This window comes from Streptomyces malaysiensis subsp. malaysiensis (genome assembly GCF_040653035.1).
GTDB lineage: Bacteria > Actinomycetota > Actinomycetes > Streptomycetales > Streptomycetaceae > Streptomyces > Streptomyces malaysiensis.
Genome location: NZ_JBEZNG010000019.1, coordinates 99035 through 125009 on the forward strand (window position 1 = coordinate 99035; position 25975 = coordinate 125009).

Annotated in this window: 27 protein-coding genes and 1 pseudogene; 17 read left to right on the forward strand and 11 right to left on the reverse strand. The window is 69.6% G+C overall.

Features of this window, described 5'->3' with window-relative positions:
- Nucleotides 1-125 precede the first annotated feature (125 nt).
- Nucleotides 126-470 (reverse strand): hypothetical protein, encoded by a 345-nt coding sequence (locus tag AB0E24_RS31055; protein ID WP_359381978.1) that lies wholly within the window; start codon nt 468-470, stop codon nt 126-128.
- Between the two features lie 267 nt (nt 471-737).
- On the opposite strand from AB0E24_RS31055, the gene AB0E24_RS31060 reads away from it, so the two are divergent.
- The 9 genes from AB0E24_RS31060 (at nt 738) to AB0E24_RS31100 (ending at nt 11168) form a co-directional block, all read left to right on the forward strand.
- Nucleotides 738-1733, forward strand: coding sequence for a substrate-binding domain-containing protein (locus tag AB0E24_RS31060; protein ID WP_359381980.1), 996 nt, complete (start codon nt 738-740; stop codon nt 1731-1733).
- A 65-nt stretch (nt 1734-1798) separates the two neighbouring features.
- On the forward strand, nt 1799-2860 hold the full coding sequence (locus tag AB0E24_RS31065) for a galactitol-1-phosphate 5-dehydrogenase (protein WP_069868701.1): 1062 nt from the start codon (nt 1799-1801) through the stop codon (nt 2858-2860).
- Nucleotides 2857-4374, forward strand: coding sequence for an FGGY-family carbohydrate kinase (locus AB0E24_RS31070; RefSeq protein ID WP_069868366.1), 1518 nt, complete (start codon nt 2857-2859; stop codon nt 4372-4374). The genes AB0E24_RS31065 and AB0E24_RS31070 overlap by 4 nt, the downstream gene beginning before the upstream one ends.
- Entirely contained in the window at nt 4371-5354 is a 984-nt protein-coding gene (locus AB0E24_RS31075; RefSeq protein WP_102936129.1) for a sugar-binding transcriptional regulator, read from the forward strand. The genes AB0E24_RS31070 and AB0E24_RS31075 overlap by 4 nt, the downstream gene beginning before the upstream one ends.
- A complete protein-coding gene (locus AB0E24_RS31080; protein WP_069868362.1) occupies nt 5351-6889 on the forward strand; it encodes a sugar ABC transporter ATP-binding protein in 1539 nt (512 codons plus the stop codon). Before AB0E24_RS31075 ends, AB0E24_RS31080 begins: the two co-directional genes overlap by 4 nt.
- Nucleotides 6886-7893 carry an ABC transporter permease gene (locus tag AB0E24_RS31085; protein WP_069868361.1) on the forward strand — a complete coding sequence of 336 codons (1008 nt, stop codon included), beginning with the start codon at nt 6886-6888 and terminating at the stop codon, nt 7891-7893. The genes AB0E24_RS31080 and AB0E24_RS31085 overlap by 4 nt, the downstream gene beginning before the upstream one ends.
- On the forward strand, nt 7886-8851 hold the full coding sequence (gene deoC / locus AB0E24_RS31090; RefSeq protein WP_069868359.1) for a deoxyribose-phosphate aldolase: 966 nt from the start codon (nt 7886-7888) through the stop codon (nt 8849-8851). Before AB0E24_RS31085 ends, deoC begins: the two co-directional genes overlap by 8 nt.
- A gap of 3 nt (nt 8852-8854) precedes the next feature.
- Entirely contained in the window at nt 8855-10294 is a 1440-nt protein-coding gene (locus AB0E24_RS31095) for an aldehyde dehydrogenase family protein (protein ID WP_069868357.1), read from the forward strand.
- Nucleotides 10287-11168: an aldehyde dehydrogenase family protein gene (locus AB0E24_RS31100; RefSeq protein WP_347234265.1), complete on the forward strand. Its 882-nt coding sequence runs from the start codon at nt 10287-10289 to the stop codon at nt 11166-11168. The genes AB0E24_RS31095 and AB0E24_RS31100 overlap by 8 nt, the downstream gene beginning before the upstream one ends.
- A 195-nt stretch (nt 11169-11363) precedes the next feature.
- Here AB0E24_RS31100 and AB0E24_RS31105 read toward each other — a convergent pair whose 3' ends face one another.
- Both AB0E24_RS31105 and AB0E24_RS46040 read right to left on the reverse strand, forming a co-directional pair.
- The gene (locus AB0E24_RS31105) at nt 11364-12104 is read right to left on the reverse strand and encodes a class I SAM-dependent methyltransferase (RefSeq protein WP_100804954.1); all 741 of its coding nucleotides are present in this window, start codon (nt 12102-12104) and stop codon (nt 11364-11366) included.
- A 101-nt stretch (nt 12105-12205) separates the two neighbouring features.
- The gene (locus tag AB0E24_RS46040) at nt 12206-12388 is read right to left on the reverse strand and encodes a hypothetical protein (RefSeq protein WP_435865345.1); all 183 of its coding nucleotides are present in this window, start codon (nt 12386-12388) and stop codon (nt 12206-12208) included.
- Nucleotides 12389-12772: 384 nt separating this feature from the next.
- Between AB0E24_RS46040 and AB0E24_RS31115 the strand changes: the two genes are divergently transcribed.
- The gene (locus AB0E24_RS31115) at nt 12773-13576 is read left to right on the forward strand and encodes an SDR family oxidoreductase (protein ID WP_351380916.1); all 804 of its coding nucleotides are present in this window, start codon (nt 12773-12775) and stop codon (nt 13574-13576) included.
- 199 nt (nt 13577-13775) lie between these two features.
- Here AB0E24_RS31115 and AB0E24_RS31120 read toward each other — a convergent pair.
- A pseudogene (locus AB0E24_RS31120) lies at nt 13776-13928 on the reverse strand (IS701 family transposase); the annotation flags it as partial.
- Between the two features lie 18 nt (nt 13929-13946).
- On the opposite strand from AB0E24_RS31120, the gene AB0E24_RS31125 reads away from it, so the two are divergent.
- Entirely contained in the window at nt 13947-14837 is an 891-nt protein-coding gene (locus AB0E24_RS31125; RefSeq protein ID WP_232564945.1) for a helix-turn-helix transcriptional regulator, read from the forward strand.
- Nucleotides 14838-15122: 285 nt separating this feature from the next.
- On the opposite strand, the gene AB0E24_RS31130 is transcribed toward AB0E24_RS31125, so the two are convergent.
- The 5 genes from AB0E24_RS31130 to AB0E24_RS31150 form a co-directional block, all read right to left on the reverse strand.
- The gene (locus AB0E24_RS31130) at nt 15123-16574 is read right to left on the reverse strand and encodes an L-fucose/L-arabinose isomerase family protein (RefSeq protein ID WP_197710375.1); all 1452 of its coding nucleotides are present in this window, start codon (nt 16572-16574) and stop codon (nt 15123-15125) included.
- A gap of 529 nt (nt 16575-17103) precedes the next feature.
- Entirely contained in the window at nt 17104-17544 is a 441-nt protein-coding gene (locus tag AB0E24_RS31135) for a nuclear transport factor 2 family protein (RefSeq protein ID WP_217489643.1), read from the reverse strand.
- A complete protein-coding gene (locus AB0E24_RS31140; protein WP_370685054.1) occupies nt 17538-17732 on the reverse strand; it encodes a Rossmann-fold NAD(P)-binding domain-containing protein in 195 nt (64 codons plus the stop codon). The genes AB0E24_RS31135 and AB0E24_RS31140 overlap by 7 nt, the downstream gene beginning before the upstream one ends.
- 42 nt (nt 17733-17774) lie before the next feature.
- On the reverse strand, nt 17775-18167 hold the full coding sequence (locus AB0E24_RS31145) for an ester cyclase (RefSeq protein ID WP_359381992.1): 393 nt from the start codon (nt 18165-18167) through the stop codon (nt 17775-17777).
- Nucleotides 18168-18245: 78 nt separating this feature from the next.
- Nucleotides 18246-18992, reverse strand: a complete 747-nt coding sequence (locus AB0E24_RS31150) for an SDR family oxidoreductase (RefSeq protein WP_102936123.1) — start codon at nt 18990-18992, stop codon at nt 18246-18248.
- Nucleotides 18993-19084: 92 nt separating this feature from the next.
- On the opposite strand from AB0E24_RS31150, the gene AB0E24_RS31155 reads away from it, so the two are divergent.
- Nucleotides 19085-19693, forward strand: coding sequence for a TetR/AcrR family transcriptional regulator (locus AB0E24_RS31155; protein WP_174884217.1), 609 nt, complete (start codon nt 19085-19087; stop codon nt 19691-19693).
- 92 nt (nt 19694-19785) lie between these two features.
- Here the strand turns inward: AB0E24_RS31155 and AB0E24_RS31160 are convergent, their stop codons facing one another.
- Nucleotides 19786-20739, reverse strand: coding sequence for a quinone oxidoreductase family protein (locus AB0E24_RS31160; RefSeq protein WP_102936121.1), 954 nt, complete (start codon nt 20737-20739; stop codon nt 19786-19788).
- Between the two features lie 50 nt (nt 20740-20789).
- Between AB0E24_RS31160 and AB0E24_RS31165 the strand changes: the two genes are divergently transcribed.
- A complete protein-coding gene (locus AB0E24_RS31165) occupies nt 20790-21371 on the forward strand; it encodes a TetR/AcrR family transcriptional regulator (RefSeq protein WP_069868331.1) in 582 nt (193 codons plus the stop codon).
- A gap of 122 nt (nt 21372-21493) precedes the next feature.
- Here the strand turns inward: AB0E24_RS31165 and AB0E24_RS31170 are convergent, their stop codons facing one another.
- A complete protein-coding gene (locus AB0E24_RS31170; RefSeq protein ID WP_167459976.1) occupies nt 21494-21646 on the reverse strand; it encodes a hypothetical protein in 153 nt (50 codons plus the stop codon).
- 362 nt (nt 21647-22008) lie between these two features.
- Between AB0E24_RS31170 and AB0E24_RS31175 the strand changes: the two genes are divergently transcribed.
- From AB0E24_RS31175 to AB0E24_RS31190, 4 genes are read left to right on the forward strand one after another with little or no spacing between them, the layout of a single operon-like run.
- Complete coding sequence (locus AB0E24_RS31175; RefSeq protein WP_231981714.1) at nt 22009-22734, forward strand: LamB/YcsF family protein; 726 nt, start codon at nt 22009-22011, stop codon at nt 22732-22734.
- Nucleotides 22731-23504, forward strand: coding sequence for a 5-oxoprolinase subunit B family protein (locus AB0E24_RS31180; RefSeq protein ID WP_359382000.1), 774 nt, complete (start codon nt 22731-22733; stop codon nt 23502-23504). Before AB0E24_RS31175 ends, AB0E24_RS31180 begins: the two co-directional genes overlap by 4 nt.
- Nucleotides 23497-24468, forward strand: a complete 972-nt coding sequence (locus tag AB0E24_RS31185; protein WP_093703025.1) for a 5-oxoprolinase subunit C family protein — start codon at nt 23497-23499, stop codon at nt 24466-24468. The genes AB0E24_RS31180 and AB0E24_RS31185 overlap by 8 nt, the downstream gene beginning before the upstream one ends.
- 28 nt (nt 24469-24496) lie before the next feature.
- Nucleotides 24497-25726, forward strand: coding sequence for an aminotransferase class I/II-fold pyridoxal phosphate-dependent enzyme (locus tag AB0E24_RS31190; RefSeq protein ID WP_359382004.1), 1230 nt, complete (start codon nt 24497-24499; stop codon nt 25724-25726).
- The last annotated feature ends 249 nt before the right edge of the window (nt 25727-25975 follow it).

Sequence of the window (25975 nt, forward strand, 5' to 3'; positions counted from 1 at the left end):
GACCGTCGCGCCCAGTCCCGTACGGCCCCGAAGGCCCCGCCGGAGAACCGGGCGGGGCCTTCGGCGCGCGATCGCATGGGCAACGCGAAGATCCCGGCTCAACAGGGGCGAAACGCTCGTGCGCGTCACCAGATCAGGGCCGCGACCACGGCATGGACCACGGCCGCGACGACGCTGCCGCCAGCCTGGCGCATGTCACGTCGCCCGAATCCGATCGTCGCGTCCACCGCCTGTGAGACGGCCGCACAGAGCAAGCACACGCCGGGTACGGCTCCCGTGGCGAGGAACGGCACGACGGCGGCAAGCACACCGAACGGAACGGCTTTGGCCGCATACATCCGTGCGTAGAAATGAACGCCGACGCCCTCGGCACCCTCCCCGGCGAGCGCCGAGGGACGAAGCACCGCAAGCACCGCGAAGGCGACGCCACTCGCGGCAAGAATCGCGTTCAAGGCGAAGAGAACGATCACGACGCAAGTCTGCATGCGCTGTCAAGGCGAGGCGCCGGAGCGGTTGTGGCGGGGGAAGCGGACAAGCCTTTCCGCCCGGCTGCCACGACATCTGGTCACACGCTGTCGGCCCCGCGGCGACCTACCCGCGACTTCATCGCGCTGAGTGACTGAACTGAGGCACTGCGTTCCGGCCCGTGCTCATACGAGCAAAAAAATGCGCGCCCGTTGCTGTGAGGTTAATTCCAGATCTACTGTCCCTCGCCAGGACCACATCTGGAGGCCCATATGCGCATCAATCGCATTCTCGGGATCTTTTTCGGAACATTTTCTCTCCTGGCGCTCGCCGCCTGTTCGGTGTCGACCAGCCCCGGTGGCTCCGGCGGCTCCGGTTCACACAAGAGATCCGGAGCGCTGACCATCGGCTTCAGCCAGGCCACCCAGCAGTCGCCGTTCTACGTCCAGCTCCGCCAGGGCGCGCGGAAGGCCGCGGAGAAGGCCGGGGCGAAGCTCTACTTCGCCGATGCGGGCGGCGATGTCACCAAGCAGAACAACGACATCCAGGACCTCATCACCCGCGGTGTCGACGTGCTGATGGTCAACCCCGTCGACCCCAAGGGGGTCAAGGCGGGGCTGGCCGCCGCGAAGTCCGCCGGGGTGTCCGTCGTCACCGTCGACCGTCCGGTGCCTTCCGGGGCCGCCGCGCATGTGGGCCGGGACAACACCGCGATGGGGCAGCTCGTCGGCGAGCGGATAGCCAAGGAGCTGGGTCCCAAGGGCGGCAAGATCATCGAGATCAAGGGTGACGCGGGCGGTGCCGTGGCGCGCGACCGCAGCGCCGGGTTCCACAAGGCCGTCGCCGCCAACAAGAAGATCCGCATCGTCAGCGGCCCGTACTGTGACTACATCCGCTCCAAGGCCGTCACCGCCATGCAGGACCTGCTCCAGACCAACCCCGATGTCAAGGCCGTCTACGCACACAACGACGACATGGCACTCGGCGCCCTCCAGGTGCTCAAGGAGAACGGCCGCTCCGATGTGAAGGTCGCCGGGGTCGACGGTCTGATGGAGGCGGTCAAGGCCATCGACCAGCACGGCCCCTACAGCGCCACCGCCCTCAACGACCCGATCTCGCTGGGCCGGACCGCGGTCAAGACCGCCGAGGACGTCGCCGACGGCAAGAAGGTCGCCGCGTCCATCGACGCCGGCACCGCGCTGGTCGACCGGGACAACGCCCACAAGTACGTCGGCGGGACGACCTTCGCCTCCGAGGGTGCGCGGTGACCCGCGCATCCGGCCCGGACACCTACTCCCCGGACACCCACCCTGTGAAAGGAAACGACACCATCATGCCGGAGACCATGCGAGCCGCCGTGCTGCACGCCCCGGGCGACATCCGCGTGGAGCGCCTACCCGTACCGGAGCCCGGCCCCCGCGAGGCGCTGGTGCGCGTCGCCGCCTGTGGCGTCTGCGGTTCGGACATCTCCCGGATGCTCCGCCCCGAGGTGGCCTACAACCTGCCGCTGATCTGCGGCCATGAGTTCTCCGGCCATGTGGTGGCGCTCGGCTCCGAACTCGCCGCCGCCGGTACGGTCCGGGCCGGCGACCTGGTGGCCGTGCCGCCGCTGATCCCCTGCCGCCGGTGCGGCCCCTGCGACCAGGGGCGGTACAGCCTCTGCGAGGACTACGACTATTTCGGCAGCCGCCGGCCCGGGGCCTACGCCGAGTACGTGGCCGTGCCCGAGGACAATCTGCTGGTGCTGCCCGCCGACCTCGACCCGCGGGCCGCCGCCATGCTCGACCCCGCCGCCATCGCCCTGCACGCCATCTGGCGCACCAAGCTGCGCGCGGGCCACCGGGTGGCCGTGGTCGGCGCCGGCCCCATCGGGCTGTTCGCCATCCAGTGGGCGCTGCTCCAGGGCGCGAGCGAGGTGCTCTCGATCGATGTGAGCGAGGAGAAGGCGGCCATGGCGCTGGAGGCCGGTGCCACCCGGACCGCCACCACACCCGAGCAGGCCCGGGAGCTGGCCGGGCCCGGCTTCGACGTCATCGTCGAGTCCGCCGGCGTTCCCGCCACCGCCGACCAGGCCGTGTCGCTGGCCGCCCGGCACGGCCAGGCCGTCTTCATCGGCATCCCGCACGATCCGGTGGTGCTGCCCAAGTCGACCTTCAGCGCCTTCCTGCGCCGCGAGATCACCTTGCACGGCGCGTGGAACTCCTTCTCCGCACCCTTCCCGGGAGACGAGTGGCGGCTCGCCGCACAGGCCATGGCGGACGGCCGGCTGCGCTGGAAGTTCATGATCACCCATGAGCTGGACCTGGACGACCTGGGCGACACCATACGCAAGCTGGGGGAGCGGTCCATGTTCAGCTCCAAGGTGCTCTTCCTGCCGAACGGAGACCGTCCATGACCGCGCTGCTGGCCATCGACCTCGGCACGGAGAGCGCCCGCGTCTGCGTCTACGCGGCGGACGGCGCCACGCTGGGCCGTGGCGAGAGCGGCTATCCCACCGTCTTCCCGCACCCCGGCTGGGCCGAGCAGGATCCCGAGGACTGGTGGCGCGCCGTGGTCTCCGCGGTCAGGGCGGCACTCGCCGAGGCGGGTTCGCCCGCCGTGGCCGGGCTCGCCGTGGCCACCACCGCCTCCACCGTCGCCGTCCTCGACGCCGCGGGCCGCCCGCTGCGCCCGGCCCTGCTGTGGATGGACGCCAGGGCCAGCGCGGAGTCCGAGCTCACCGCGGCCGCCGACCATCCCGTACTGGCCTACACCGGCGGCGCGGACGCCGTCGAATGGCTGGTGCCGAAGGCCATGTGGCTCGCCCGGAACGAACCGGAGACCTATCGCGCGGCGCACCGCATCACCGAAGCGGTCGACTATCTGGTCTGGCGGCTGACGGGGGAGTGGGCCGGGTCGCGGATGAACGCCGTCTGCAAGTGGAACCACGACCCGCTCGGCGCCGGGCTCCCCGACGACCTGTACGCGACGTTCGGCATCCCCGATCTGCGCGACAAGCTGCCCGAGCGGATCGTCCCGGTGGGCGATCCGGTGGCCCCGGTCGGCGCCGCCGCCCGTGAGGAGCTCGGCATCCACGGGGAGGCGGTGGTCTGCGCGGGCGGTATCGACGCCCATCTGTCGCTGCTCGCCATCGGCGGGGCGCGCACCGGACTGGTCTCCATGGTCTCGGGCACCTCCACCGCCTTCATCACCGAGATCGGCGCCCCGGTCTTCCCACCGACCATCTGGGGCCCCTACCCCGACGCCCTCAACGCCGGAAGGTGGCTGATCGAGGGCGGCCAGGTCAGCTCCGGCTCCGTCCTCACCTGGGCGGGGGAGGCCCTGCTGGGACGCCCCCGCGCCGAACTGCCCCGGCTGATCGCCGACGCCGCGGCCCTGCCGCCCGGCGAGCACGGGCTGCTGGTCCTGGACTACTTCATGGGCAACCGCACCCCGCTGCGCGACCCGAGGCTGCGCGGCGCCGTGCTCGGTCTGACCCTCGCCAGCCGTCCGGTGGAGATCTACCGGGCGGCCGTGGAGGGGGTGGCGTACGGCACCCGCCAGGTCCTGGAGTCCTTCGTGGAGGGCGGGGTGCCGGTGGACGAGGTATATGTCTCCGGCGGCATCCGCCACAATCCGCTGTGGCTGCGCACCACGGCCGATGTGCTCGGCCGTCCGCTGCGGCTGGTCGAGGGCGACAACCTCACGCTGCGCGCGTGCGCGGTCATCGCGGCGGCCGGCACCGGGCAGGCCGGTTCGCTCGCCGAGGCCGCGGCCGGTCTCGCCCTCCCCACCCGGACCGTGGAGCCCGACGGCACCCACCGCGAGGTCTACCAGCGGGGCTATGCCGACTACCGCGCGGCGACCGCCGCCACCCGCGACATCGCCCACCGGCTGACCACCCCATGGGGATCGGAGGTCCCCGTATGAGCGGTACCGAGGACGAGGCACTGCTGTACCAGGTCGCCTCCATGTACTACGAGCAGGACCTCACCCAGGAGCAGATCGGCGAGGACCTGCACTTCACCCGCTGGAAGGTCGGCCGGCTGCTGGCCGAGGCACGGCAGGCCGGGATCGTACGGATCCAGGTGGTCCACCCCAAATCGCGGATGCGGGGCCTGGAGGAGCGGCTGCGGGACGCCTTCGGGCTGCGGGACGCCGTGGTGGTCGCCCGCGGCCACGCCGACGACGAGGAGGCGCTGCGGGCCAGGGTCGCCGAGGCCGGGGCCGACTATCTCGCCCGGCTGCGCCCGTCCCCCCGGCTGCTCGGGGTCTCCTGGGGCCGCACCATGGATCTGCTGGCCCGCGGCCTCAACCCGGGCTGGACCCACGGCGTCCACGTGGTGCAGATCAACGGCGGGCTCAGCCGCTCCCGCCGGCCCAGCTCCGCCCAGGACATGGCCAGCCGGATCGCCCATCTCGGCGAGGGCACCCTCACGGTGCTGCCGGCCCCGGCCATCGTGGAGCAGGAGACCACCCGCCGGGTGCTGGAGCGGGACAGCGCGGTCGCCGACGTCCTCACCCAGGCCGCCGAGGCGGACACGGTGCTCTTCAGCCCCGGTGCGATCGGCGCGGACTCGGTGCTGGTCGGCTCGGGCTACCTCACCGCCGACGACGTGGAACGGCTGGCCAGGGCCGGGGCGGTGGGCGATGTGGCGGGACGCTTCATCGGCTCCCGGGGAGAGGTCATCGACCAGGCGCTGGACGACCGCACCCTCGGTCTGCCGCTGGAAGCCCTGCGCCGCAGCCCTGTGTCGGTCGCGGTGGCCTCCGGAACCGCCAAGCACACCGTGTGCGCGGCCGTGGTCAGCAGCGGGCTGTGCAACACCCTGATCACCGACGACCACACCGCCTCCCATCTGCTCAACCCCGCTTCCTGCGAACGGCTGTCCCGGAAGGAGAGGCCATGAACGCGTCCGGCACCGGCGGGCCGTCGGAGCTGACCCCGCGCCTGAGCATGCGCGGCATCGTCAAACGCTTCCCCGGCACCCTCGCCAACGACCACGCCGAACTGACCGTCCTGCCCGGTGAGACCCACTGCCTGCTCGGCGAGAACGGCGCGGGCAAGAGCACCCTGATGAAGATCCTGGCCGGCTCCCTACAGCCGGACGAGGGCGAGATCCGCCTCGACGGTGAACCCGTGCGGCTCACCAGCCCCCAGGCCGGTATGGCCGCGGGCATCTCGGTGATCTACCAGGAACTCGATCTGGTGCCCGATCTGACCGTCGCCCAGAACCTGCTGCTCGGCCGCGCCCCGGCCAGGGGCCCGGTCATCCGCCGTGGACGGCGGGCCGAACTGGCGCGGGAAGCCATCGACCGGGTCGGCGGCGACTTCCCGGTCAACGCGGTCGTCCGCGAACTGCCCATCGCCGCCCAGCAGCTCACCGCGATCGCCAGGGCGCTCACCACACAGGCGCGGGTCATCGTCATGGACGAACCCTCCGCCACCCTCGGCGAGAACGATCTGCGCAAGGTGTTCGACGTGATCCGCTCCCTCACCGCGGAGGGCCGCTCGGTCATCTACATCTCACACCGCATGGACGAGGTGATGGAGATCGGCGACCGGGCCACCGTGATGCGCGACGGCCGCTCGGTCTCGGTCCACGACCTCGCCCGCGCCACCCCCGACGAACTGGTCGCCGCGATGATCGGCGAGTCCCGTGAGCTGGTGCGCCCCACCGACCGGCCACGGCCCGAGGGCCCCGCGCTGCTGGAGATCCGCCGGGTGCACCGCCCCGGACTGATCGACGTCCGCGATATCGAGGTCCGGCCCGGCGAGGTCGCGGGCCTGGCGGGGCTCGGCGGCGCGGGCCGCACCACCTTGCTGTCGGCGCTGTTCGGCGACACCGGGGCATCGGTCTCGGTACGGCTCGACGGCGCCGAACCACGGCTGTCGAGCCCCGCCGCCGCCGTGCGCGCCGGATTCGCGCTGGTGCCGGAGAACCGTAAGGAACAGGGGCTGATGCCCGGCCTGTCGGTGGCGCGCAACGCCGCCGTCACCGCGCTGGGCCGGCCGCCCTGGCTCGCCCCGCACACCACCGGACGCCGCAGGGCCACGCCCGCGCTGAGCGGTCTTGGCGTCAAGTACTCCTCGCCCGACCAGCCGGTGGGGAAGCTGTCGGGCGGCAACCAGCAGAAGGTCGTGCTCGCCAAGTGGATCGCCAAGGGCGGCCTGCGGGTGCTGCTGCTCGACGAGCCCACCCGGGGCCTGGACGTGGGAGCCAAGGCCGATCTGTACCGCCAGGTGCGCCACCTCGCCGACCAGGGTGTCGCGGTGCTGCTCGCCAGCAGTGAGCTGAACGAGCTGACCGCCAACGCCGACCGTGTCTGGGTGCTGCACGAGGGCCGCAACGTGGCCTGCTACGACCCCAGGACCACCGACGAGGCCACCATCGCCCACACCGTCATCACCGGAGAAACCCCCGCAACGAAGGCCGCATCATGACCACCTCCTCCGCAGTGGCCGAGCCGAAAGCGGCAGCCACCGGCACCCGACGGGCCCGGCCCCGTGGCGCCGAACTCATCGTCAAATTCAACCTGGTGCTGGTGTTCCTCGCCCTGTGCGTCGCGGCGAGCCTGCTGACACCCGACTTCCTCACCACCCGCAATCTGTCCAACCTCCTCCAGCAGTCGGCGCTGACCGGCATCGTCGCCATCGGCATGACCCTGGTCATCCTCACCGCGGGCATCGACCTGTCGGTGGGCAGTGTCGCCGCCTTCGGCGGGATGACGGTCGCGCTGCTGATCGGCGACGATGTCAACGTCGTCCTGGCCATCGTCGCCAGTGTCGCCGCGGGTGCCCTGTTCGGGACCGTCATGGGCGGGCTCTCCGCCTATCTGTCCCTGCCCGCGTTCATGACCACCCTGGCCGGGCTCACCGCCATCCGCGGACTGACCTACCTGCTCACCGACGGCGAGCCGACCAGCGCCGGCCTGCCCCACTCCTTCCAACTGCTCGGCGGGGGCTTCATCGGCTACATACCGATCGTCGGACTGATCTTCGTGGCCGTCACCATCGCCGCCGGACTCGTCCTGCGCGGCACCACCTTCGGCGAGTACATCTACGCCGTCGGCAGCAACAAGGAGGCCGCACGGCTGTCCGGACTGCCGGTCCGGGGCGTCATCACCGCCGTCTTCGCCATCTCCGGAGCCCTCTCCGCACTGGCGGGCGTCCTGCTGACCTCACGGCTCACCATCGGCCAGCCCACCGCCTTCAACGGGCTCGAACTGGACGCCATCGCCGCGGTGGTGCTCGGCGGCACCCATCTCTTCGGCGGCCGCGGCGGGGTGATGGGGACGTTCGTCGCGGTCCTGCTGCTGTCGGTGCTGCGCAACCTGTGCAACCTGATGGGCCTTGGCTCCTTCTTCCAGATGGTCGTCACCGGGCTGATCCTGATCGTCGCCCTGATCCTCAACATGCTGATGGAGAAGCGAGGCGTCCGTGCCTGACACCGCTCCCGCCCCCGGACTGCCCCGCGCCACCGACAACGCCTCGCTGCGCGCCTTTCTGCACGGCCTCCCGGGCGTCGACGAGGTGGGCGCCCGCGCCCGCGCCGCCGCCCTGGCCACCCGCTCCCTCAAGACCACCGCCAAGGCATACGCCATCGACCTGGCCATCCGGATGGTCGACCTGACCACGCTGGAGGGCGCCGACACCCCCGGGAAGGTACGCGCCCTGTCCGCCAAGGCCCGCCGGCCCGACCCGGACGACCGCGGCGTCCCGCATGTGGCCGCCGTCTGCGTCTACCCCGATCTCGTGCCCGTGGCCGTGGACGCCCTGCGCGGCAGCCCGGTGGCCGTGGCATCGGTGGCCACCGCCTTCCCCGCCGGGCGGGCGCCCCTGGAAGCCAAGCTCGCCGACACCCGCCAGGCCGTCGCCGACGGCGCCGACGAGATCGACATGGTGATCGACCGGGGCGCCTTCCTCGCCGGTGACTACCGCAAGGTCCACGACGAGATCGTCGCCGTCCGCGAGGCGTGCGCCCGGCCCGGCGGCGAACCGGCCCATCTGAAGGTCATCCTGGAGACCGGCGAACTGGCCGCCTACGACAACGTGCGGCGCGCCTCCTGGCTCGCCATGCTCGCCGGAGCCGACTTCATCAAGACCTCCACGGGCAAGGTGAACCCCGCCGCCACCCTGCCGGTCACCCTCGTCATGCTGGAGGCGGTCCGCGACTTCCGCGCCGCCACCGGCCGTCAGGTCGGCGTCAAACCCGCCGGTGGCATCCGCACCACCAAGGACGCCCTGCGCCACCTGGTACTGGTCAACGAGACCACCGGCCCCGACTGGCTCGACCCGTCCTGGTTCCGGCTCGGTGCCTCCAGCCTGCTCAACGACCTGCTGATGCAGCGGACCAGACTCGCCACCGGCACCTACCCGGGCCCCGACCACTACACCCTGGACTGACGCATGGCCGACACCACCTTCGCGTACGCCCCCGCACCCGAGTCCCGGGCCGTCGTCTCGCTGCGCCCCGCGTACGGACTGTTCATCGACGGCGCGTTCACACCCCCCACCGAGCGACTGATCACCACGGTCAACCCGGCCGACGAGGAGCCGCTGGCGGAGGTGTCCGTCGCCGACGAGGGGGACGTGGACCGCGCCGTGACCGCCGCCCGGCGGGCCTTCGAGCGCGTATGGTCCCCGATGCCACCCGCCGAGCGCGGCAAGTACCTCTTCCGGATCAGCCGCATCATCCAGGAACGCGCCCGCGAACTGGCCGTCCTGGAGTCCCTGGACAACGGCAAGCCCATCAAGGAGTCGCGGGACGTGGACATCCCGCTGGCCGCCGCGCACTTCTTCTACTACGCAGGCTGGGCCGACAAGCTCGCCCACGCGGGCTTCGGCGCCGCACCCCGGCCACTGGGCGTCGCCGCCCAGGTCATCCCCTGGAACTTCCCCCTGCTGATGCTCGCCTGGAAGATCGCCCCGGCCCTCGCCACGGGCAATACGGTGGTGCTCAAACCGGCCGAGACCACCCCGCTCACCGCCCTGCTGTTCGCCGAGATCTGCCAGCAGGCAGAGCTGCCCCCGGGCGTGGTCAACATCGTCACCGGCGCCGCCGACACCGGACGCGCCCTGATCGCCCACCCCGGCACCGACAAGGTGGCCTTCACCGGTTCCACCGAGGTCGGCCGGGAGATCGCCCGCACGGTGGCGGGCACCCGCAAGAAGCTCACCCTGGAACTCGGCGGCAAGGGCGCCAACATCGTCTACGACGACGCGCCCCTGGACCAGGCGGTCGAGGGCATCGTGAACGGCATCTTCTTCAACCAGGGCCATGTGTGCTGCGCCGGATCCCGGCTGCTGGTCCAGGAGTCCATCGCCGAGGAGGTGCTGCACCGGCTCAAGGAGCGCGTCTCCCGGCTCAGGCTCGGCGACCCGCTCGACAAGAACACCGACATCGGCGCCATCAACTCCGCCGAACAGCTCGCCCGTATCCGCGCCCTCGCCCAGACCGGCCGGGACGAGGGCAGCCAGGACTGGGCCCCCGACTGCGAACTGCCCGCACACGGCTACTGGTTCGCGCCGACCATCTTCACCGGGGTCACCCAGGCCCACCGCATCGCCCGGGAGGAGATCTTCGGACCGGTGCTGTCCGTCCTCACCTTCCGCACCCCGGACGAGGCGGTCGAGAAGGCCAACAACACCCCCTACGGCCTGTCGGCCGGAGTGTGGACCGAGAAGGGAAGCCGCATGCTGTGGACCGCCGGCCGGCTGCGCGCCGGTGTGGTGTGGTCGAACACCTTCAACAAGTTCGACCCCACCAGCCCGTTCGGGGGCTACCGCGAATCCGGGTACGGGCGCGAGGGCGGACGGCACGGACTGGAGGCGTACCTCGATGTCTGAGTTCCCCGTGCCCGCCGCGGCCCGAGTGCCGGTGCGCAAGACCTACAAGCTGTACCTGGGCGGGGGATTCCCGCGATCCGAGTCGGGGAGGAGCTATCCGGTGACCTCAGCCGAGGGCGAACCGCTGGCCCACGCCGCGCTGGCCTCGCGCAAGGACGCCCGGGACGCGGTGGTCGCGGCCCGCCGCGCGTTCGCCCCGTGGGCCGCCCGTACCGCCTACAACCGCGGACAGATCCTCTACCGCGTGGCCGAGATGATGGAGGGGCGGCGCGCCCAGTTCGTCCAGGAGACCATCGACGCCGAGGGCCTGGATACGGCGCGGGCCGAGGAGGTGGTCTCGGCCGCCGTCGACCGCTGGGTGTACTACGCGGGCTGGACCGACAAGGTCACCCAGGTGCTGGGCGGCACCAACCCCGTCTCGGGGCCGTACGACAACCGCTCCGTACCCGAACCCACGGGAGTGGTGGCGGTCCTCGCGCCACCGAAGTCCCCGCTGCTGGGCCTGGTTTCGGTGATCGCGCCGGTGATCGCGACGGGCAACACGGCGGTGGTGGTGGCGAGCGAGCCGCATCCCCTGCCCGCCGTCACCCTGGCAGAGGCCCTGGCCACCTCGGACCTGCCCGGCGGTGTGGTCAACATCCTCACCGGCCGCCTCGCGGAACTGGCCCCGCCGCTGGCGTCCCACGCGGATGTCAACGCGCTGGACCTGGCGGGAGCCGGTGAGCGGGCGGCCGAACTGGAGGCGGCGGCGGCCACCACCCTCACCCGCGTCCTGAGGCCACGGCCGTCCACCGACTGGGCGGCCGCACCGGGGCTGTCCAGGATCACCCCGTTCCTGGAGACGAAGACCGTGTGGCATCCGGTGGGCATCTGACCGCTCCCGCCGGTGGCGCCCCGGCCCGGGCCCTGTATCGGGTCCGGGGCCGGTCGGCGGCCGAACGTCGCCGACCGGATGACCCGGCCGTCGCGGCCGACCCCGAGTGATGCCGTCGCCCTCACCGTGGTGCCGGCCCTGTGTGTGGTGTCCGTCGTGATCCAGTGGTGCCTTCATGTCTCGGCGCGGCGGAACTTACGGTTTGTGGGTTACCCAGAGCAGTTCCGCCGGCCAGCGGTGTGCCCAGTCGGGTGGGTCGGTTTCGTTGTAGCCGTTGGGTGTTCCGAGTTCGGGCCGCGGCTCGATGAGGTCGTCGATGATGAGACCCGCGCCGCGCAGGACCCTGACCCAGTCGCCGTAGGTGAGCTGATAGCTGGTCGCGCCGTTGTCTTCGGCGATGGTGTTCAGCCCGAAGTAGTCCTGCTGGAGCGTCGTGGTCACGCGGCTGGCGGCTTCGTCGTAGCAGGCTTCGAACCATGGGCTGGCGACGTTGAACACCAGGCGCCCGCCGCGGCCCAAGACGCGTGCGGCCTGCGGTACGGCCAGGTGCGGGGGCGCCCAGCTGAGCCCACCGAAGTCGCAGAACACCAGGTCGAAGCTGTCGGCGGCGAAGGGGAGTTGTTCGGCGGCGCCTTGCACCAGCGGGTAGCGGGCCGCTCCCATCGCGCGGGCCGCTGCGGCGAGTTGGGCTTCGGACAGGTCGAGCCCGACCACGGTGGCGCCCTCGGCGGCGAGCGCCCTGGACCACTGGCCGGCGCCGCAGCCGAGTTCGAGGACGCGCTTGCCGGTGACGTCGCCCAGGGCGTGCAGATGCGCGTCGGGGATGGAGTACATGCCCCACAGCCGCGGTGCGGCGCCGATTTGCGGGTCGTGCTCGTGCTGGTAGGCGCTGCTGATCTGGTTCCAGAGCCGCCGGTTGGCGGGGATGCTGTCCACGTGCCGACTCCAGCACTGCCTGCCGGGGGCGGTCAACACGATTAGGACACTGGTCGGCCCCGCGGGGTGGCATCCAGGCAGGCCACGATGGTCGGCAAGGTCTAGTCGAAGACCGGGATGACGACCCGGAACCGTGACCAGGCCAGCCATGCGCACCACAGCGATGTACGTCGTCCGCCGATGCGCGGGCCCTCGCCCCAGTCCCATTGCGGCCAGAGCGTCGGTTCGGCGATCCAGGGCCGGTAGACGCGGCCCTGCTCGCGCAGCTGCACATACCGCTTCACCGTGTGGTGGTCGACACCGGCCAGTGGGGAAGCTCGCGGCCACAAAGTGCTGGATAAACGGCCGCCTACGGGGAATGTCCACTGGCCGCCGTCAACCAGGCAAGGGTGGCTCTCACAGTACCTGTATCACCAGGATCTCCCAGATCTCCAGGACGCCTGTCAACCTGTTTGAGCTGGCTCCCAGCTACACAGAGGAGAAGTAATGGATCCACGGGAGGCGCGCACGGCGGCCGCCCGAGAACCCGTCCCAGGCGCCCTGAACGAAGGCGCCGACAACACTCCATGGACACGCACCGCAGCTTTACCCCTCATCAGTTCAATTCAGCTGCACCGGACGCGCGACCGTGTCAGCACATGTTTCCACGACAGAAGAGACGAAGACCAATGGCGGACAACCAGTTCACCGCTCACGCAGACCTTTTCGATCTGAGTGGGAAGTACGCACTTGTCACTGGCGGCACCAGGGGCATTGGGATGATGATAGCGCGCGGCCTTCTACAGGCGGGCGCTCGCGTCATTATCAGCTCACGCAAGGCAGACACGTGCGCGGAGGCACAGCATCTACTGTCCGAATTCGGCGACGTTCAAGCGATCCCCGCCGACCTGTCCAGGTACGACGAGTGTCAGCGCCTCGCTGATCTTGTCAAGGTCGACTCGGAACGCCTGGACATCCTCGTCAACAACGCGGGAGCGATGTGGCGCGAGCCGCTGGAGACGTTCCCGGACGAGGCATGGGACACAGTGATCGACCTCAACCTCAAGTCTCCGTTCTGGCTGGTGCAGGCGCTGCTCCCCGCACTTCGCAGGGCAGGCACCGCCGTTGATCCCGCGCGGATCATCAACATCGGCAGTATCGCCGCCATCCACGTCGCCGAGTCGCCCAACTACTCGTACGCCAGCAGCAAAGCGGCACTCCATCAACTCACCAGAGTGCTTGCCAGAGAACTGGGCCCACAGCACGTCACGGTGAACGCGGTAGCCCCAGGACCGTTCCCGTCGCAGATGATGGCGTCCACGCTCGATGCCATCGGCGACACGATCGCGGCGAAGGCCCCTCTGCGCCGGCTCGGCCGCGACGACGACATGGCAGGTATCGCCGTGTTCCTCGCTAGCCGGGCCGGGTCTTACCTCACGGGCACCATCATCCCGATCGACGGCGGCATCGCCACGACCGCATCAGGTACCTAGGCGTCGGCGCGAGGCTTTGCCAGCGGCCGACGGGCCCTCGTGAACACCTCCAAGTCGGGTCTCAACGCAGTCGTCGGGGTACCCGCAGTGCCTCCCTCAGTACTGCAACGGCGCTTGAGCAGTGCTGATGGTGCATGATCTTGGGTTGTGGTGCTGGATGTGGTGGCCTCGGAATTGGAGGCTTTGGTGGGGCGGGCGGCGGGCCGAAGTAAATGTAGTAGGCGATCTCGCCGCTCGAGGTGGACCGTCGGGCGAGCAGCCAGTGCCCCCGGCCCGGCGCCCAGCAGATGCGGATCGGGACCCGGGCCCAGGCGTACCCCCGCGGGCCACGGGAGCCCGCACCCACCGAGACAGGGCCTATGGTGAAGGGGTGGCCACGATCGATCTACGCACTGAGATCAAGGAATTCCTGAGCTCGCGTCGCGCGCGGATCGCGCCCGAGCGGGCCGGACTGCCCGCCTACGGCGGCAACCGCCGGGTCAAAGGTCTGCGTCGTGAAGAGGTGGCTCTACTGGCAGGGGTATCGGTCGACTACTACGTGCGTATGGAGCGCGGCAGCCTTACCGGCGCCTCCGACGGGGTGCTCGACGCGTTGGCCTCTGCCTTGCAACTTGACGAGGCCGAGCGCGATCACCTATTCCACCTTGCGCGGCAGTCCAGGGCGCCCGGCGGTCCACGCCGCCGGCGACCCGCCGTGACGGTGCGTCCGGCGCTTCGGCAAGTGCTCGACGCCATCACCGATGCGCCTGCTTGGATTTGCAACGGCCGTTATGACGTACTGGCCATGAATCAACTTGCCCGCGCGCTGTATTCACCGGTGCTGGCCGACACACGACGGCCGGCGAACACCGCGCGGTTCGTGTATCTAGATCCCGAAGCGGCAAAAACGTTCTTCGTCGACTATGACCGAATAGCCCGCGATGTGGCCGCGAAGCTACGCATGGAAGCCGGCCGCAATCCACACGACGAGGAGCTGATCGCCCTGGTCGGTGAATTGTCAACACGCAGTGAACTCTTTCGGCAGCGATGGGCATCTCAGGACGTTCGGCTCCACCGGTCCGGACACAAGCGTGTGCACCATCCGGTAGCGGGCCGGCTCGACCTGGACGTCGAGTCGATGGAGATGCCTGCCGAACCCGGCCTGCTCCTGAACGTCTACACCGCGCCCGCTGGCACGGCGACCGCGGACGGTCTAGCCCTATTGGCGTCGTGGGCGGCCAGCCAGGAGAGGCTGGCGACCGAGATTCAAGCACTCAGCTGATATTCCAACCTTTTCAGTCCGTGAGTCAGCGCTGAACGATCGGCGAGAGTGCCGGCCCGTCGGGGTCGGTGAACACGTACGCAGGGCCGAAGCCCGGCTCGCCGTCGACCCAGCCGCGACCGTGGCCGGTGGCCTCGAAGCGTCAGGGTGTGGTGCTGATAGTCGTCCCATGCGTGCAGGTAGACCAGCTATGCTTCTGCCGGCAGCCAACCCCGACCACTCCTTGACGAAAGTCATAGGGGCACACCCGGCGAAGGCTGACGTGTCAGCCGCGCAGCGGGCGGTTCACACTTTGACGTGGACGAACGGCAGATCGAGCAGGTCGGCCACCGCCTGTAGGTCCTTGGCCCGGTGCCCGACGCACAGCGCCCAGTGGTGGCCGATGCCAGAGGCGCTCCAGGTGTCGGTCCACTCGCCGGGGTCGCAGCCGAAGTCGACGCGTGAGGTGGTATTGCCGATCCGCAGCAGCGGGCCGGGGACGACCTCGCCCTCCGAGGCGATCACGGTATACGTGCCGTCCGTCTCCTGGCCCAGGCCGAACGTGGTGACGGGGCCGTGCTGGACGTCGAATTCCACGCTGACGCCCCAGCCGCGTTTGCCGTGGTACACGCCCAGGCCGCGCAGCAGCGGGTCCGCGCTGCTGATGGCGAGGTGGGCGGGGCCGTCGTGCCCCATTTCGACGACGTTGTCCTCGAAGTTCAGGGCTTGCAGTTCGGTGAAGGATCCGCCCGCGCCCAGGCGGTCGGCCATCAGCATGGCCAGGCTGGTGCGCAGTTCGAATTCCCCGGCCGCGGGGATGCCGCGCGCCGTGAGCAGCGATGCACCGAGGATCATCCCCGCGCCGAGCCGCTCGTGCAGTTCGCCGTCGAGGCCCCGGTGGTAGTAGGCGAGGGAGTCCAGGGCGAAGTCGTCGACCAGGCGGTCCAGGCCGACCGACACCTTGGCGCCCCAGCGCAGGTCCTCGTCGAGGACGGACTCGTCGAAGGTGAACACCTTGCGGGCGACGGCCACGCGCTCGTTGATCTGTTGCTCGGTCACTTCGGCGACGCGTACCCGTAGATCGTCCACCTCGAGGACCTCCACATGCGAGCCGAACTGGGCGGAGACCAGGGTCAGGTCGGTGGAGACATCGAGCATGCCCGGGTAGAGGTGCCCCATGAGGCCGTGCCGGCCGTGCCGCATGGCGGCACGCACGTCGGCGGCGCGGATCCAGCGGTCGATGCGCTTCCAGGCGTTGTCGTCGCGCAGGTGCCCCGATACGGACCGGAAGGGGATCCCGGCCCGACGGAAGACATTGGCGATCTCCGGGAGCGGGCACTGACCGCAGTAGGCGAGCCACTTGCCGGTGTCGAAGGCGGCGTGGTCCATGGACGCGGTCGGCTGGAGATCGATGACGAGCACAGGGGCCTGGCTGCGCTGGGCGATCGGCAGCACCATCGAAGCCGTCAGATAGGTTGTCAGGAACGTGACGATGAGGTCGCAGTCGGCCGCGCGCAGTCGGTCCGCCGCACCGGTGGCTTCCTGGGCGTCGGAGACGAAGCCGACGTCGACGACTTCGCAGCCCTTGCCGCTGAATCGCTCACCGACCTCGCGAGCCGATTCCTGGAGCTGCTCGAGCAGCCCCGGGAACTGCGGCCAGTAAGCGGCGAGACCACCTGCGACCAGGCCGATCCTCGTCTTCCGGAATCGCGTACGGGGCAGTCCCGCTGCATCGAGCACGGTGATGTCCGTGGGCACGGGTGGCTCCTCATCAGTAGCTGGCGGATCCGGTCCGAGCCGGTGGACCGGCCGGACTGTTCGGTTACTGGACCGCGACGCCTTGGGTTCCCCGTACGCGTCACGCCTGAGAACAGAGGGGTGGACGGTCTGGTCGCTGGTGGTCGCGTGTGCGCCGCCCGGACGCCTTTGTGGTTCCCCGGGCGCTGGATGCCTACTGGCAGAGCGGCGAGGAGCGGCGTTCATATGACGCCCGTACGCCGAGCCCATTAGAACGTTTTAAGGGGTGATTTCACCGGGACTGTAGAACGGGCACGAGGGGCCGTCAAGAGATGTCGGCCCAGTGGTCCGCATGGCCATGGAGGGATGGCCGCGTCCGAGCGTCCGGTCGATCACCTGGCGCAGTGCCGGAGAACCGCACCGTTGACAGCTGCTACTGGCGTCCTATATGAATCGTTTCATATCTAAGGCGGTGACGGGGGAAGAGAGACGGCCCGCCAGTCGAACTGGCGGGCCGTCATGAACAATCGAGGCCAGGAGACCATGAGGGTCAGCCGCGGTGGAGTTGCTGAACCTTCTCTTGGTGACTGCTGGTGAAGTCCGGGTCCGTATAGACGTGGATCTTGCTGATCAGGCGGCCCCGGAACGTGAACACGTTGCAGAACAGACCTTGGGAAATTCTTCCGTCGGGCCACGCTTGGCCGTCGCGAGTGGTACCCCTCTCGCGACCTTCGACGATCACGCGATCCCCACTCGTCATGATGTCCAAGCCTTCGATGTCATGTTCGATATGTTCGAGGTCGAGCCGCCGGGCCAACTCGGCGATAGCGGCTTTACCGTGTCCGAACCCGAACTTGGGGAAGTACAACTCAACGTCATCGGTGCAGATATCGGCCAAGCTCGGGTCTCCCCGATCCACTAGCCTGAAGTACTCCCGGACGGTCTCATGTCGCTGAGCCGACGCTTCATCGTTCATGGTCTTGTCTACCACGGAACTTCCCCGTTTTCGTCCTGGAAAGTCCCTGTCGGACCCTCCGCGCCGAGAGTCGCGAAACGCACGACGACCCTGGCACTCTCCTCCGGCGTCCTTCCGATTCCGAATGCCGCGGTCAGGTCGGTCGCGGTGGTACCGGGCTCGACCGCGTTGAACTTGATACCCGGCATCAGCGTAACGGTCATGCGTATCCTCCCGAATTATGTGCCGAGAATGGGCCGTTGGTATCAGCCGGCCAGCTGCCGGCGGAGTTCGCCGGCATCGTGCAACGCGGTCATATGCGCGAACCGCCCGTCGCGGACCCGATAGATGGCGTATTCGACGATCTCGAACGAGGCGCCGGTGGGAGCCACACCGAGCCACTCCTTCACCGGAGTACCCGTGTTGACCACACGCGCGGCCAGCCGGTCGCCGTCGAAGAGCAGTTCCTTGAGCTCCCAGTGGAGGTCCGGAACCGCATCCACGTCATGCTTTTGAACCGCGATGACGTCGTCCCGGGTGGCCGGCTCACCGTTCAAAGTGGTCCGGTCGTTGATGAACTCCTCCATACCGTCGAACGTGTGGGCGTTGAGCGCCTCGACATAGCGGAGGTAGAACGCGCGCAAATCACTGTCGGACATGAGGGTGACCCTTCTATGGGGCTGCTGGGTAATCACTCGAGACCGATGGCGGCAGTCGATCGGGGGCGGTTCCGTCTCTCAGATCTGGTTCAGGCCGCCGTCGACATACAGGCTCGAACCGGTGATGAAGCTGCTCTGCCCGGAGGCGAGGAAGGCCACGGCGGCGGCGATCTCCTCCGGGCGCCCGAGCCGACCCAGCGGCACCTGCGTCGCCAGGTGCTGTCGCAGACCGGCGGCCTGCTCCGGATCGGGAGCGAGTCCCGACAGGCCGGGGGTGTCGGTCGGGCCGGGCGTGACGGCGTTGACCCGGATGCCGCGGCCCTTGAGTTCATTGGCCCAGGTCCGGGCGAAGGACCGGGTGGCGGCCTTGGAGGCCGCGTACACGCCGAACGCCTCGTCGCCGACGTCCACGTTGGTGGAGCCGTTCAGGATTACCGAGGCGCCGTCGTTGAGCAGAGGCAGCGCCTTCTGGACGGTGAACAGCGTGCCCCGAACGTTGATCCCGAAGAGTGTGTCGAAGTGCTCCTCGGTGATCTGTTCCAGCGGCACGAACTCTGCGACGGAGGCGTTCGCGAACAGGACGTCCAGGCCCTGTCCACGGTCCCGGACCGCCTCGTAGAGCCGGTCCAGATCGGCCAGGTCCGCGATGTCGCCGACCACGGCGGTCGCCGAGCCGATCGTTTCGACGGCCGCGTCGAGTTCCGTCTTACGCCGGCCGGTGATGAACACATGCGCTCCCTCGGCCGCCAGCCGCACAGCGCTGGCCAGGCCGATCCCCGTGCTGCCCCCGGTGACGAGAGCGGTCTTTCCCTCAAGCAGTCCCATGTGAGCGGGCCTTTCGACTTATGTAACGATCGCTGCGGAAATCGAACGTAGCACTTCTGTAGCGATCGCCGCAAAAGAGGTAGGCTGGGGGAGTGGAGACGAAACAGAACGGCCCCATCGGCCGACCGCGAGGATTCGACGCCGACGAAGCTCTCGAGCGCGCCATGCTGGTCTTCTGGAAGCACGGCTACGAGGGAGCCAGCACGGCCAACCTGACGAACGCGATGGGCATCTCCACCACCAGCATGTACGCGGCCTTCGGCAACAAGGAGAAGCTGTTCCGCAAGGCCCTGGAGCGCTACAGCGAAGGCCCGAGCGCCTACCTGGCCCGGGCCATGGAGGAGCCGACCGCCCTCGGTGTCGCCACCGCGATCCTGGCCGGCACCGTTCGGACCACCACCCGCCCGGCCAGTCCCCGCGGATGCCTGGGCGTCCAGGGCGCCCTGACCGCCAGCGACTCCGGGCAGGAAGTCTGTGACCTCCTCGTCGCCTGGCGCAACGACGGCTACTCCCGCGTCCGGGAGCGGTTCCAGCGGGCCGTCGACGACGGCGACCTGCCCGCGGAGACCGATCCGGGGCTACTGGCCCGCTATGTCACCACCTTCGCCTACGGCATCGCCGTACAAGCCGCGAGCGGTGTCGGCCGCGATGAACTCCAGGAGATGGCCGACGCCGCCCTGCGCAACTGGCCACTCTTCTGAGCTCGCGGCCCCTCTCGGCTCATCCCGGCGCCGCCGCCCCCCGAGAGCGCACTACCGGCCACCGTCATGGGGTACGGGGCACGGGTCATGGGTCACGGGAACAGCAGCAGTTTCCCGGTGGTCGTACGCGACTCGATGTCCGCGTGGGCCTTTGCCGCCTCCGCCAGCGGGTAGCGGCCACCGATCCGGACGATCAGCTCGCCCCTCTCGACGAGCGCGAACAACTCGGCCGTGCGCGCCCTGAGTTCCTCGGGTGTGCGGACATGGTCCTCGGTCACGGGGTAGGTGAGGCGGGTGCTGCGGGGGATGTCGTTCATCGCGATGGTCGGCACATCGCCGATCAGCGGCCCGTAGAACACCATCGTGCCGTGGGTACGCAGTACTCGCAGCGACGCGGCGAAAGTGGTCGCCCCGGCGCCGTCGAACACCACATGCACACCCTCGCCGCCGGTCAGCTCGCGCACCGGCTCGACGAACGCGTCACCGGTGGAGACCAGGACGTGGTCGGCGCCCGCGTCGGCGGCGGACCCGACCTTCTCCGGTCGCGACACCAGACCGATCACGGTGCCGCCGCGCGCCTTGACGATCTGGGTGAGCAACATCCCGACCCCGCCGGCGGCCGCGTGCACCAGCGCGACATCCCCCGGTCGCACCGGGTGGGACACGGTGGCGAAGTGGTGGGCGGACAGGCCCTGCACGAGCAGGGCCGCGGCCGTCTCGTCGTCGACGGCGTCGGGCACCGGGACGACGCCGTCCGCCGGGAGCACGATCTGCTCGGCGTAGCTGCCGTGGCTATTCGTCAGCCACGCGACCCGATCACCCGGGGCGAACCCGTGCACGCCCTCGCCCGTCTCCGCCACCACGCCTGCGCCCTCCGCGCCCGGCACCTCGACCAGGGCCTGCCTGCGGAGGGCGGTTTCGAAGAAGTTCACACCCGCCACGCGAACGTCCACCAGAACTTCTCCCGGACCCGGACGAGGTGCCGGCCGCTCGCGCAGCTCCAACACCTCCGGTCCTCCTGCCTCGTTGACAACAATCGCTCTCATGCGGCCGAAGGTATGTTCCAAAAAATGTACCTGCAAGTACACTTTGGCCCGTGACCACCAGGAAAGGCGCCGCGACCCGTCTGCGCATCGTCGAAGCCGCCGCGGCCGAGATCCGGGAACGCGGCACGAACGCCACCACGCTCGATGACGTATGCCGGCGCAGCGACACCGGCAAAGGGCAGATGTTCTACTACTTCCCCGATGGTCGGGAGCAGCTCCTGCTCGCGGTCGCCGAGCTCGAAGCCGAACGTGTCTTCGATGATCAGGAGCCCTACCTGAGCGAGCTCACCTCGCGCGCGGCATGGGAGGCGTGGCGTGACCTCATCGTCGAGCGCTACCGCGACCAGGGGCTGCACTGCCCGCTCGGGGTGCTGATCGCCGACGTGGGCCGGTACAGCCCGGCCGCGCAGGCCGTATCGGCGCAACTGGTGCGACGGTGGCAAGAGTGCGTGCGCGCCGGTATCGAGGCCACGCAAACGGCCGGTGAAGCCGATCCGGCCCTCGATCCCGACCGTACGGCCGCGGCCGTGATCGCCGCCGTACAAGGCGGTGTCACCGTTCTGCTCTCCACCGGCTCCGCGGAACATCTGGAGGCAGGGCTGAACCTCTGCCTCGACCACCTGTTGACGTAGAACGACAAGCGCCGGCAGTGACGCCCGGCCCTCGGCCTGCCCTTCACCCGCCGCGGAAGGCGAAGCGCCTGCCGGCCCCGTCGGCAGGCGCTCACGCGAGATCGAGGTTCATAGCGGGGGTGTCAGGTGAAGAGCACCATGTAGGACGAGGTGAGCCCTGAGATCAGCCAGAACGATCCAAACGTGATACCGACGATGATCAGGACCGCGAGCGCGCTGTCGATCTTCTCCACCAGCGGAGTCGGAGGCTTGGACTCCAGGTCATGTGAACTCATTCCCTCAAGATATGACAAGAAGTATGTGTGTGTGGCGCCTCGTTAAGGTTTCTGTGGCCGCCGGTTCACCCGACCCGGCGTCGACGCGCCGGGAGCGGTGTCACAGGTGGTGGGGGTGCGGATCGCCCTCGACGCCGTGCGCACCCATCGCGATCGCCTATGCGGCCATGGGGCTTCGTGATGTGACCTTCTGTCCTGACCCCGCCGGATCTAGCGTCTGACCTGGACACGGTCCCTGTTCGGACCTGTTGATACGAGCGCCGGACGCGGTTCGGCGCCGTCCCGAACCGGCAGGAAAGGAGCCTCACGTGCCTGTCGTCGATCTGGTCGCCGATCTCGGAGAGAGTTTCGGGGCCTACACCATGGGCAATGACGCCGAACTGCTGAAACTGCTGACCTCCGCGAATGTCGCGTGTGGATTTCACGCGGGCGACCCGCGGGTCATGGACGCGACCGTACGGGCCTGTGTGGAGCGCGGCGTCGGCGTCGGCGCACACCCCAGCTTCCCCGACCTGGTGGGCTTCGGGCGCCGGGCGATGGACCTGACTCCGGACGAGGTGCGCACCGATGTGCTGTACCAGATCGGGGCGCTGGCCGCGTTCACCCGTGCGCACGGCACCCGCGTCGGGCACCTGGCACCGCACGGACGCCTGGGCAACCTCGTGGTCACCCGGCGGGACTACGCCGAGGCGGTCGCGGACGCGGTCGAGGCGTTCGACCCGTCCCTGGTGATCCTCATGCAGGAGGGCGAGATGGCCGCCGTGGCGCGCGAGCGCGGTCTGCGGATGGCCATGGTGGGCATCGCCGACCGCGCCTACGAGGACGACGGCACACTGGTGTCCCGATCCGAGCCCGGAGCCGTGCTCCACGACCCGGACGAGGTCACCCGCCGGACCGTGCGGATGGTGACCGAAGGAGTCATCACCAGCCGGAACGGCACCGACATACCGGTGCGCACGGACTGTGTGCAGCTGCACGGCGACGGTCCCGCGGCGCTGGAGCTCGCGACACGCATCCGTGGCGAACTCCGGGCCGCAGGTGTCCACCTGGCGTCGCTGGACGAGGTGCTGGGCGCGCGGGCCGCATGACGGACACGTGGACAGCGACCACGGTCGCCATCTCGCCGTGTGGCGACGCCGCTCTCCGCGTCACCGTCGACGGTGCCGACACCGACCGGGTGTGGGCGGCCGTGCACCGGCTCGCGGGATGGCTCAACCACGGTGTGATCGGCCCCTCGGTGACGGCCGTCCCGACCTACGACGCGGTGCTCGTGGAATTCGACCCGTACCACACGACGGGGGAGTTGATCGCCGCGCACATCCGCGCATGGGACACCACGGCCGGCGAGCACGAGGAGAGCGCCGGCGCCGTCCTCGACGTGCCGGTGCTGTTCGGCGGCGAGGCGGGTCCCGACCTGGAATGGGTCGCCGAGGTGGTCGGCCGGCCGGTGCCGAAGGTCATCGACCTCGTCTGTGCCAAGGAGCATCTCATCCGCTGCCTCGGCGGCCCGGCCGCGTCGGCCATGATGGACGGACCCGACTTCGACGTGCCCATTCCGCGGCTGGCGACCCCGCGGCTGCGGGTGCCGCCGGGCGCGGTCTCCGTCGCGGGCCGGCAGGCGGTCATCGGCCCCGTCGCCGCGCCGAGCGGCTGGCGGCAGATCGGACGCACCCCCCTGGACATCCTGCGAACCGACAGCCACGCCGGGACCGGCACCCACCCCGACACCGACGGCCACCCCGACCTCGACACCGTCGTACCGTACCGGCCGGGGGACCGGGTGCGGTTCCTGCCGATCGACGAGGCCGGCTACGCCGACCTGCTCGGCGTCGCGATGGTGCCCCGCCACGATGGCTGACCGCCCCGAGCTGCGGGTCGAGTCCGCGACGGCGTGCGTGGTCACCGACCTCGGCCGGGTCGCGGGTCCCGCGCGTGGCCTGGCCGTCAACGGCGCGCTCGACCAGTTCGCCGCCCGCGCCGCGAACGCGCTGGTCGGCAACGCGCCCACGGCCCCGCTCATCGAGGCCACCGGCTTCGGTGTCACCCTCCGCCCCAGCCATGACGTCCTGATGTCCATCACCGGCGCGCCCGCCGAGCCCACCGTCGACGGCCGGTCGCACCCGGCCTGGGCACCGCTGTCGGTGCGCGCGGGCGAGAAGGTGCGGGTGGGCATCTCCGACGCCGGGCTGCGCGCCTACGTGGCCGTGCACGGGTCCTTCGACGTTCCCCGGCTGATGGGAAGCTGCGCACCGGACTCGATGATCGGGTTCGGCACCCATGTCACCTCCGGCACCTGCCTGTCCCTGTTCCGCTCTCACCCACCGCTGGTCAACCGGCGTTTCGGCGCCACCGTGTTCGACTTCGGCATTCCCCGCGACGTCGGCCGTGTGTCCGCGGTGCTCGACGCGGTCGACGGGCCCGATGCCGCCGAATTCGGCCCGGGACTCCAGCGGTTGTACGACTCCCGGTACACGGTCACCCCGCGCATCGACCACGTCGGGCTGCGCGTGGCCGGGCATGTGCCCCAGCGTTCGGTCACCGGCGAGGTGCTGTCCCGCGGTGTGCCGATCGGGGCGGTCGAGGCTCCGGCGGGCGATGAACTGCTCGTCCTGATGCGCGGCCGTGGAATCACCGCGGGATACCCGGTGCTCGCGGTGCTCACCTCGCGCGCACTGGACAACGCGGCGCAGCTCAGGCCGGGGCAGCAGATCCGCTTCCGCCGGACGACCGCCGCCGCGGCCACCGCCGCCTACCTGGAGCGACGACGGCTCCTGGACCGGATCGCACTGCGGGCGCGCACCGCCTTCGCGGAACTCCGCTGACCCCTCCCACCATCGAAGGAGAAAAGGGATGCCCCTTTCCGAAACCCTCCCGGGGCCCGCCCCCGCCGAACGGATGTCGCGCGTCAAGGAGTCCCCGAGTTCCCAGGTCGCGGACCGGGTGCGGGCCTTCCGGGCGGAGGGCCGCAAGGTCCTCCCGCTGACCATCGGCGAGCCCGACTTCGACACCCCGGACCATGTGAAGGACGCGGCGGTCGCCGCGATCCGCGCGGGTGAGACCAAATACACCTCGGCGAACGGCACGCCCGCGCTTCAGAAGGCGATCACCTCCCGTCTGCTGGGGAAGACCGGGCAGTCCTACGCGACGGACGAGATCTGCGTCGGCGGCGGCGCCAAGCAGCTCATCTTCCTGGCCTTCATGGCGACGCTGGACGAGGGCGACGAGGTGATCGTCCCGGCCCCGTACTGGGTGTCCTATCCGGACATGGTCTCGGTGAACGGCGGGCGCCCCGTGATCGTCGGCACCACGGCCGGGGAAGGGTACAAGCTCACCCCGGACCGGCTGCGCGCGGCCATCACCGAGCGGACGAAATGGGTCGTGCTGAACACGCCCAACAACCCGACCGGCGCGGTCTACAGCGAGGAGGAGCTGCGCGGGCTCACCGACGTCGTCCGCGCCCACCCGCACCTGTCGATCCTCTGCGACGAGATCTACGACGAGATCAACTTCGGTACGCGGCCGGTCCCCAGCGCCGTGACCGTCGCCCCCGACCTTCGGGAACGCGTCTTCCTCGTCAACGGCGTGTCCAAGGCGTACGCCATGACCGGGTGGCGGATCGGCTACGGCGCCGGCGCGGCCCGGCTGTGCGCGGCGCTCGGCACGCTCCAGTCGCAGAGTTCATCGTGTCCGTCCTCGGTGAGCCAGGCGGCCGCGGTCGCCGCCCTGGACGGCGGACGGGAGTTCATCGACCGCACGGTCGCCGTCTACACCGAGCGCCGGGACCTGCTCGTCTCCGGGCTCGCCGCGATCGACGGGCTGCGCCCGGCGGTTCCCGAGGGCGGCTTCTACGTGTGGACGGACGCCTCCGCGCTGACGGGCGCCGTGACCCCCTCGGGTACGCGGATGACCTCCGACGCCGATCTCGCGGAGCACTTCCTGGAGACCTCCGGAGTCGTGGTGATCACGGGGGACTCCTATGGCTGCCCGGGGCATTTCAGGGCCAGCTTCGCATTGTCCTCCGACACCATTCGAGAAGCCGTGGCGGGGCTCGCGCATTCGGTGTCCCTGCTGCGCCGCTGAGAAATAACAGGACCGCGGGAGGCACTTCGCGGCCGACAGAAATAAGAATCCGCGATGGCGGCATAGGAAGCCCAGTTGGACATGTGCCGAGGTATACCCACCGGCAATACCGAGGAAATAATGACGGGCCAGCGTACCTGGTGCCGGTGACCCGCCGCACCGCAAAAGCGCGGGCAGCGTCCGGGCTTTTCTCGAGGAGCCATGGAGCGGGTTGGTCCCGATGACCGGTCGGCCGGCGTCAACTTTCAG

Bases quoted from the DNA above. Each gene is read 5' to 3' on its own strand.
- AB0E24_RS31060 (WP_359381980.1), top strand. From the start codon at position 738: ATGCGCATCAATCGCATTCTCGGGATCTTTTTCGGAACATTTTCTCTC.
- AB0E24_RS31065 (WP_069868701.1), top strand. From the start codon at position 1,799: ATGCCGGAGACCATGCGAGCCGCCGTGCTGCACGCCCCGGGCGACATC.
- AB0E24_RS31070 (WP_069868366.1), top strand. From the start codon at position 2,857: ATGACCGCGCTGCTGGCCATCGACCTCGGCACGGAGAGCGCCCGCGTC.
- AB0E24_RS31075 (WP_102936129.1), top strand. From the start codon at position 4,371: ATGAGCGGTACCGAGGACGAGGCACTGCTGTACCAGGTCGCCTCCATG.
- AB0E24_RS31080 (WP_069868362.1), top strand. From the start codon at position 5,351: ATGAACGCGTCCGGCACCGGCGGGCCGTCGGAGCTGACCCCGCGCCTG.
- AB0E24_RS31085 (WP_069868361.1), top strand. From the start codon at position 6,886: ATGACCACCTCCTCCGCAGTGGCCGAGCCGAAAGCGGCAGCCACCGGC.
- AB0E24_RS31095 (WP_069868357.1), top strand. From the start codon at position 8,855: ATGGCCGACACCACCTTCGCGTACGCCCCCGCACCCGAGTCCCGGGCC.
- AB0E24_RS31100 (WP_347234265.1), top strand. From the start codon at position 10,287: ATGTCTGAGTTCCCCGTGCCCGCCGCGGCCCGAGTGCCGGTGCGCAAG.
- AB0E24_RS31115 (WP_351380916.1), top strand. From the start codon at position 12,773: ATGGCGGACAACCAGTTCACCGCTCACGCAGACCTTTTCGATCTGAGT.
- AB0E24_RS31140 (WP_370685054.1), bottom strand. From the start codon at position 17,732: ATGACCGTTACGCTGATGCCGGGTATCAAGTTCAACGCGGTCGAGCCC.
- AB0E24_RS31145 (WP_359381992.1), bottom strand. From the start codon at position 18,167: ATGTCCGACAGTGATTTGCGCGCGTTCTACCTCCGCTATGTCGAGGCG.
- AB0E24_RS31150 (WP_102936123.1), bottom strand. From the start codon at position 18,992: ATGGGACTGCTTGAGGGAAAGACCGCTCTCGTCACCGGGGGCAGCACG.
- AB0E24_RS31160 (WP_102936121.1), bottom strand. From the start codon at position 20,739: ATGAGAGCGATTGTTGTCAACGAGGCAGGAGGACCGGAGGTGTTGGAG.
- AB0E24_RS31170 (WP_167459976.1), bottom strand. From the start codon at position 21,646: ATGAGTTCACATGACCTGGAGTCCAAGCCTCCGACTCCGCTGGTGGAG.
- AB0E24_RS31175 (WP_231981714.1), top strand. From the start codon at position 22,009: ATGGGCAATGACGCCGAACTGCTGAAACTGCTGACCTCCGCGAATGTC.
- AB0E24_RS31180 (WP_359382000.1), top strand. From the start codon at position 22,731: ATGACGGACACGTGGACAGCGACCACGGTCGCCATCTCGCCGTGTGGC.
- AB0E24_RS31185 (WP_093703025.1), top strand. From the start codon at position 23,497: ATGGCTGACCGCCCCGAGCTGCGGGTCGAGTCCGCGACGGCGTGCGTG.
- AB0E24_RS31190 (WP_359382004.1), top strand. From the start codon at position 24,497: ATGCCCCTTTCCGAAACCCTCCCGGGGCCCGCCCCCGCCGAACGGATG.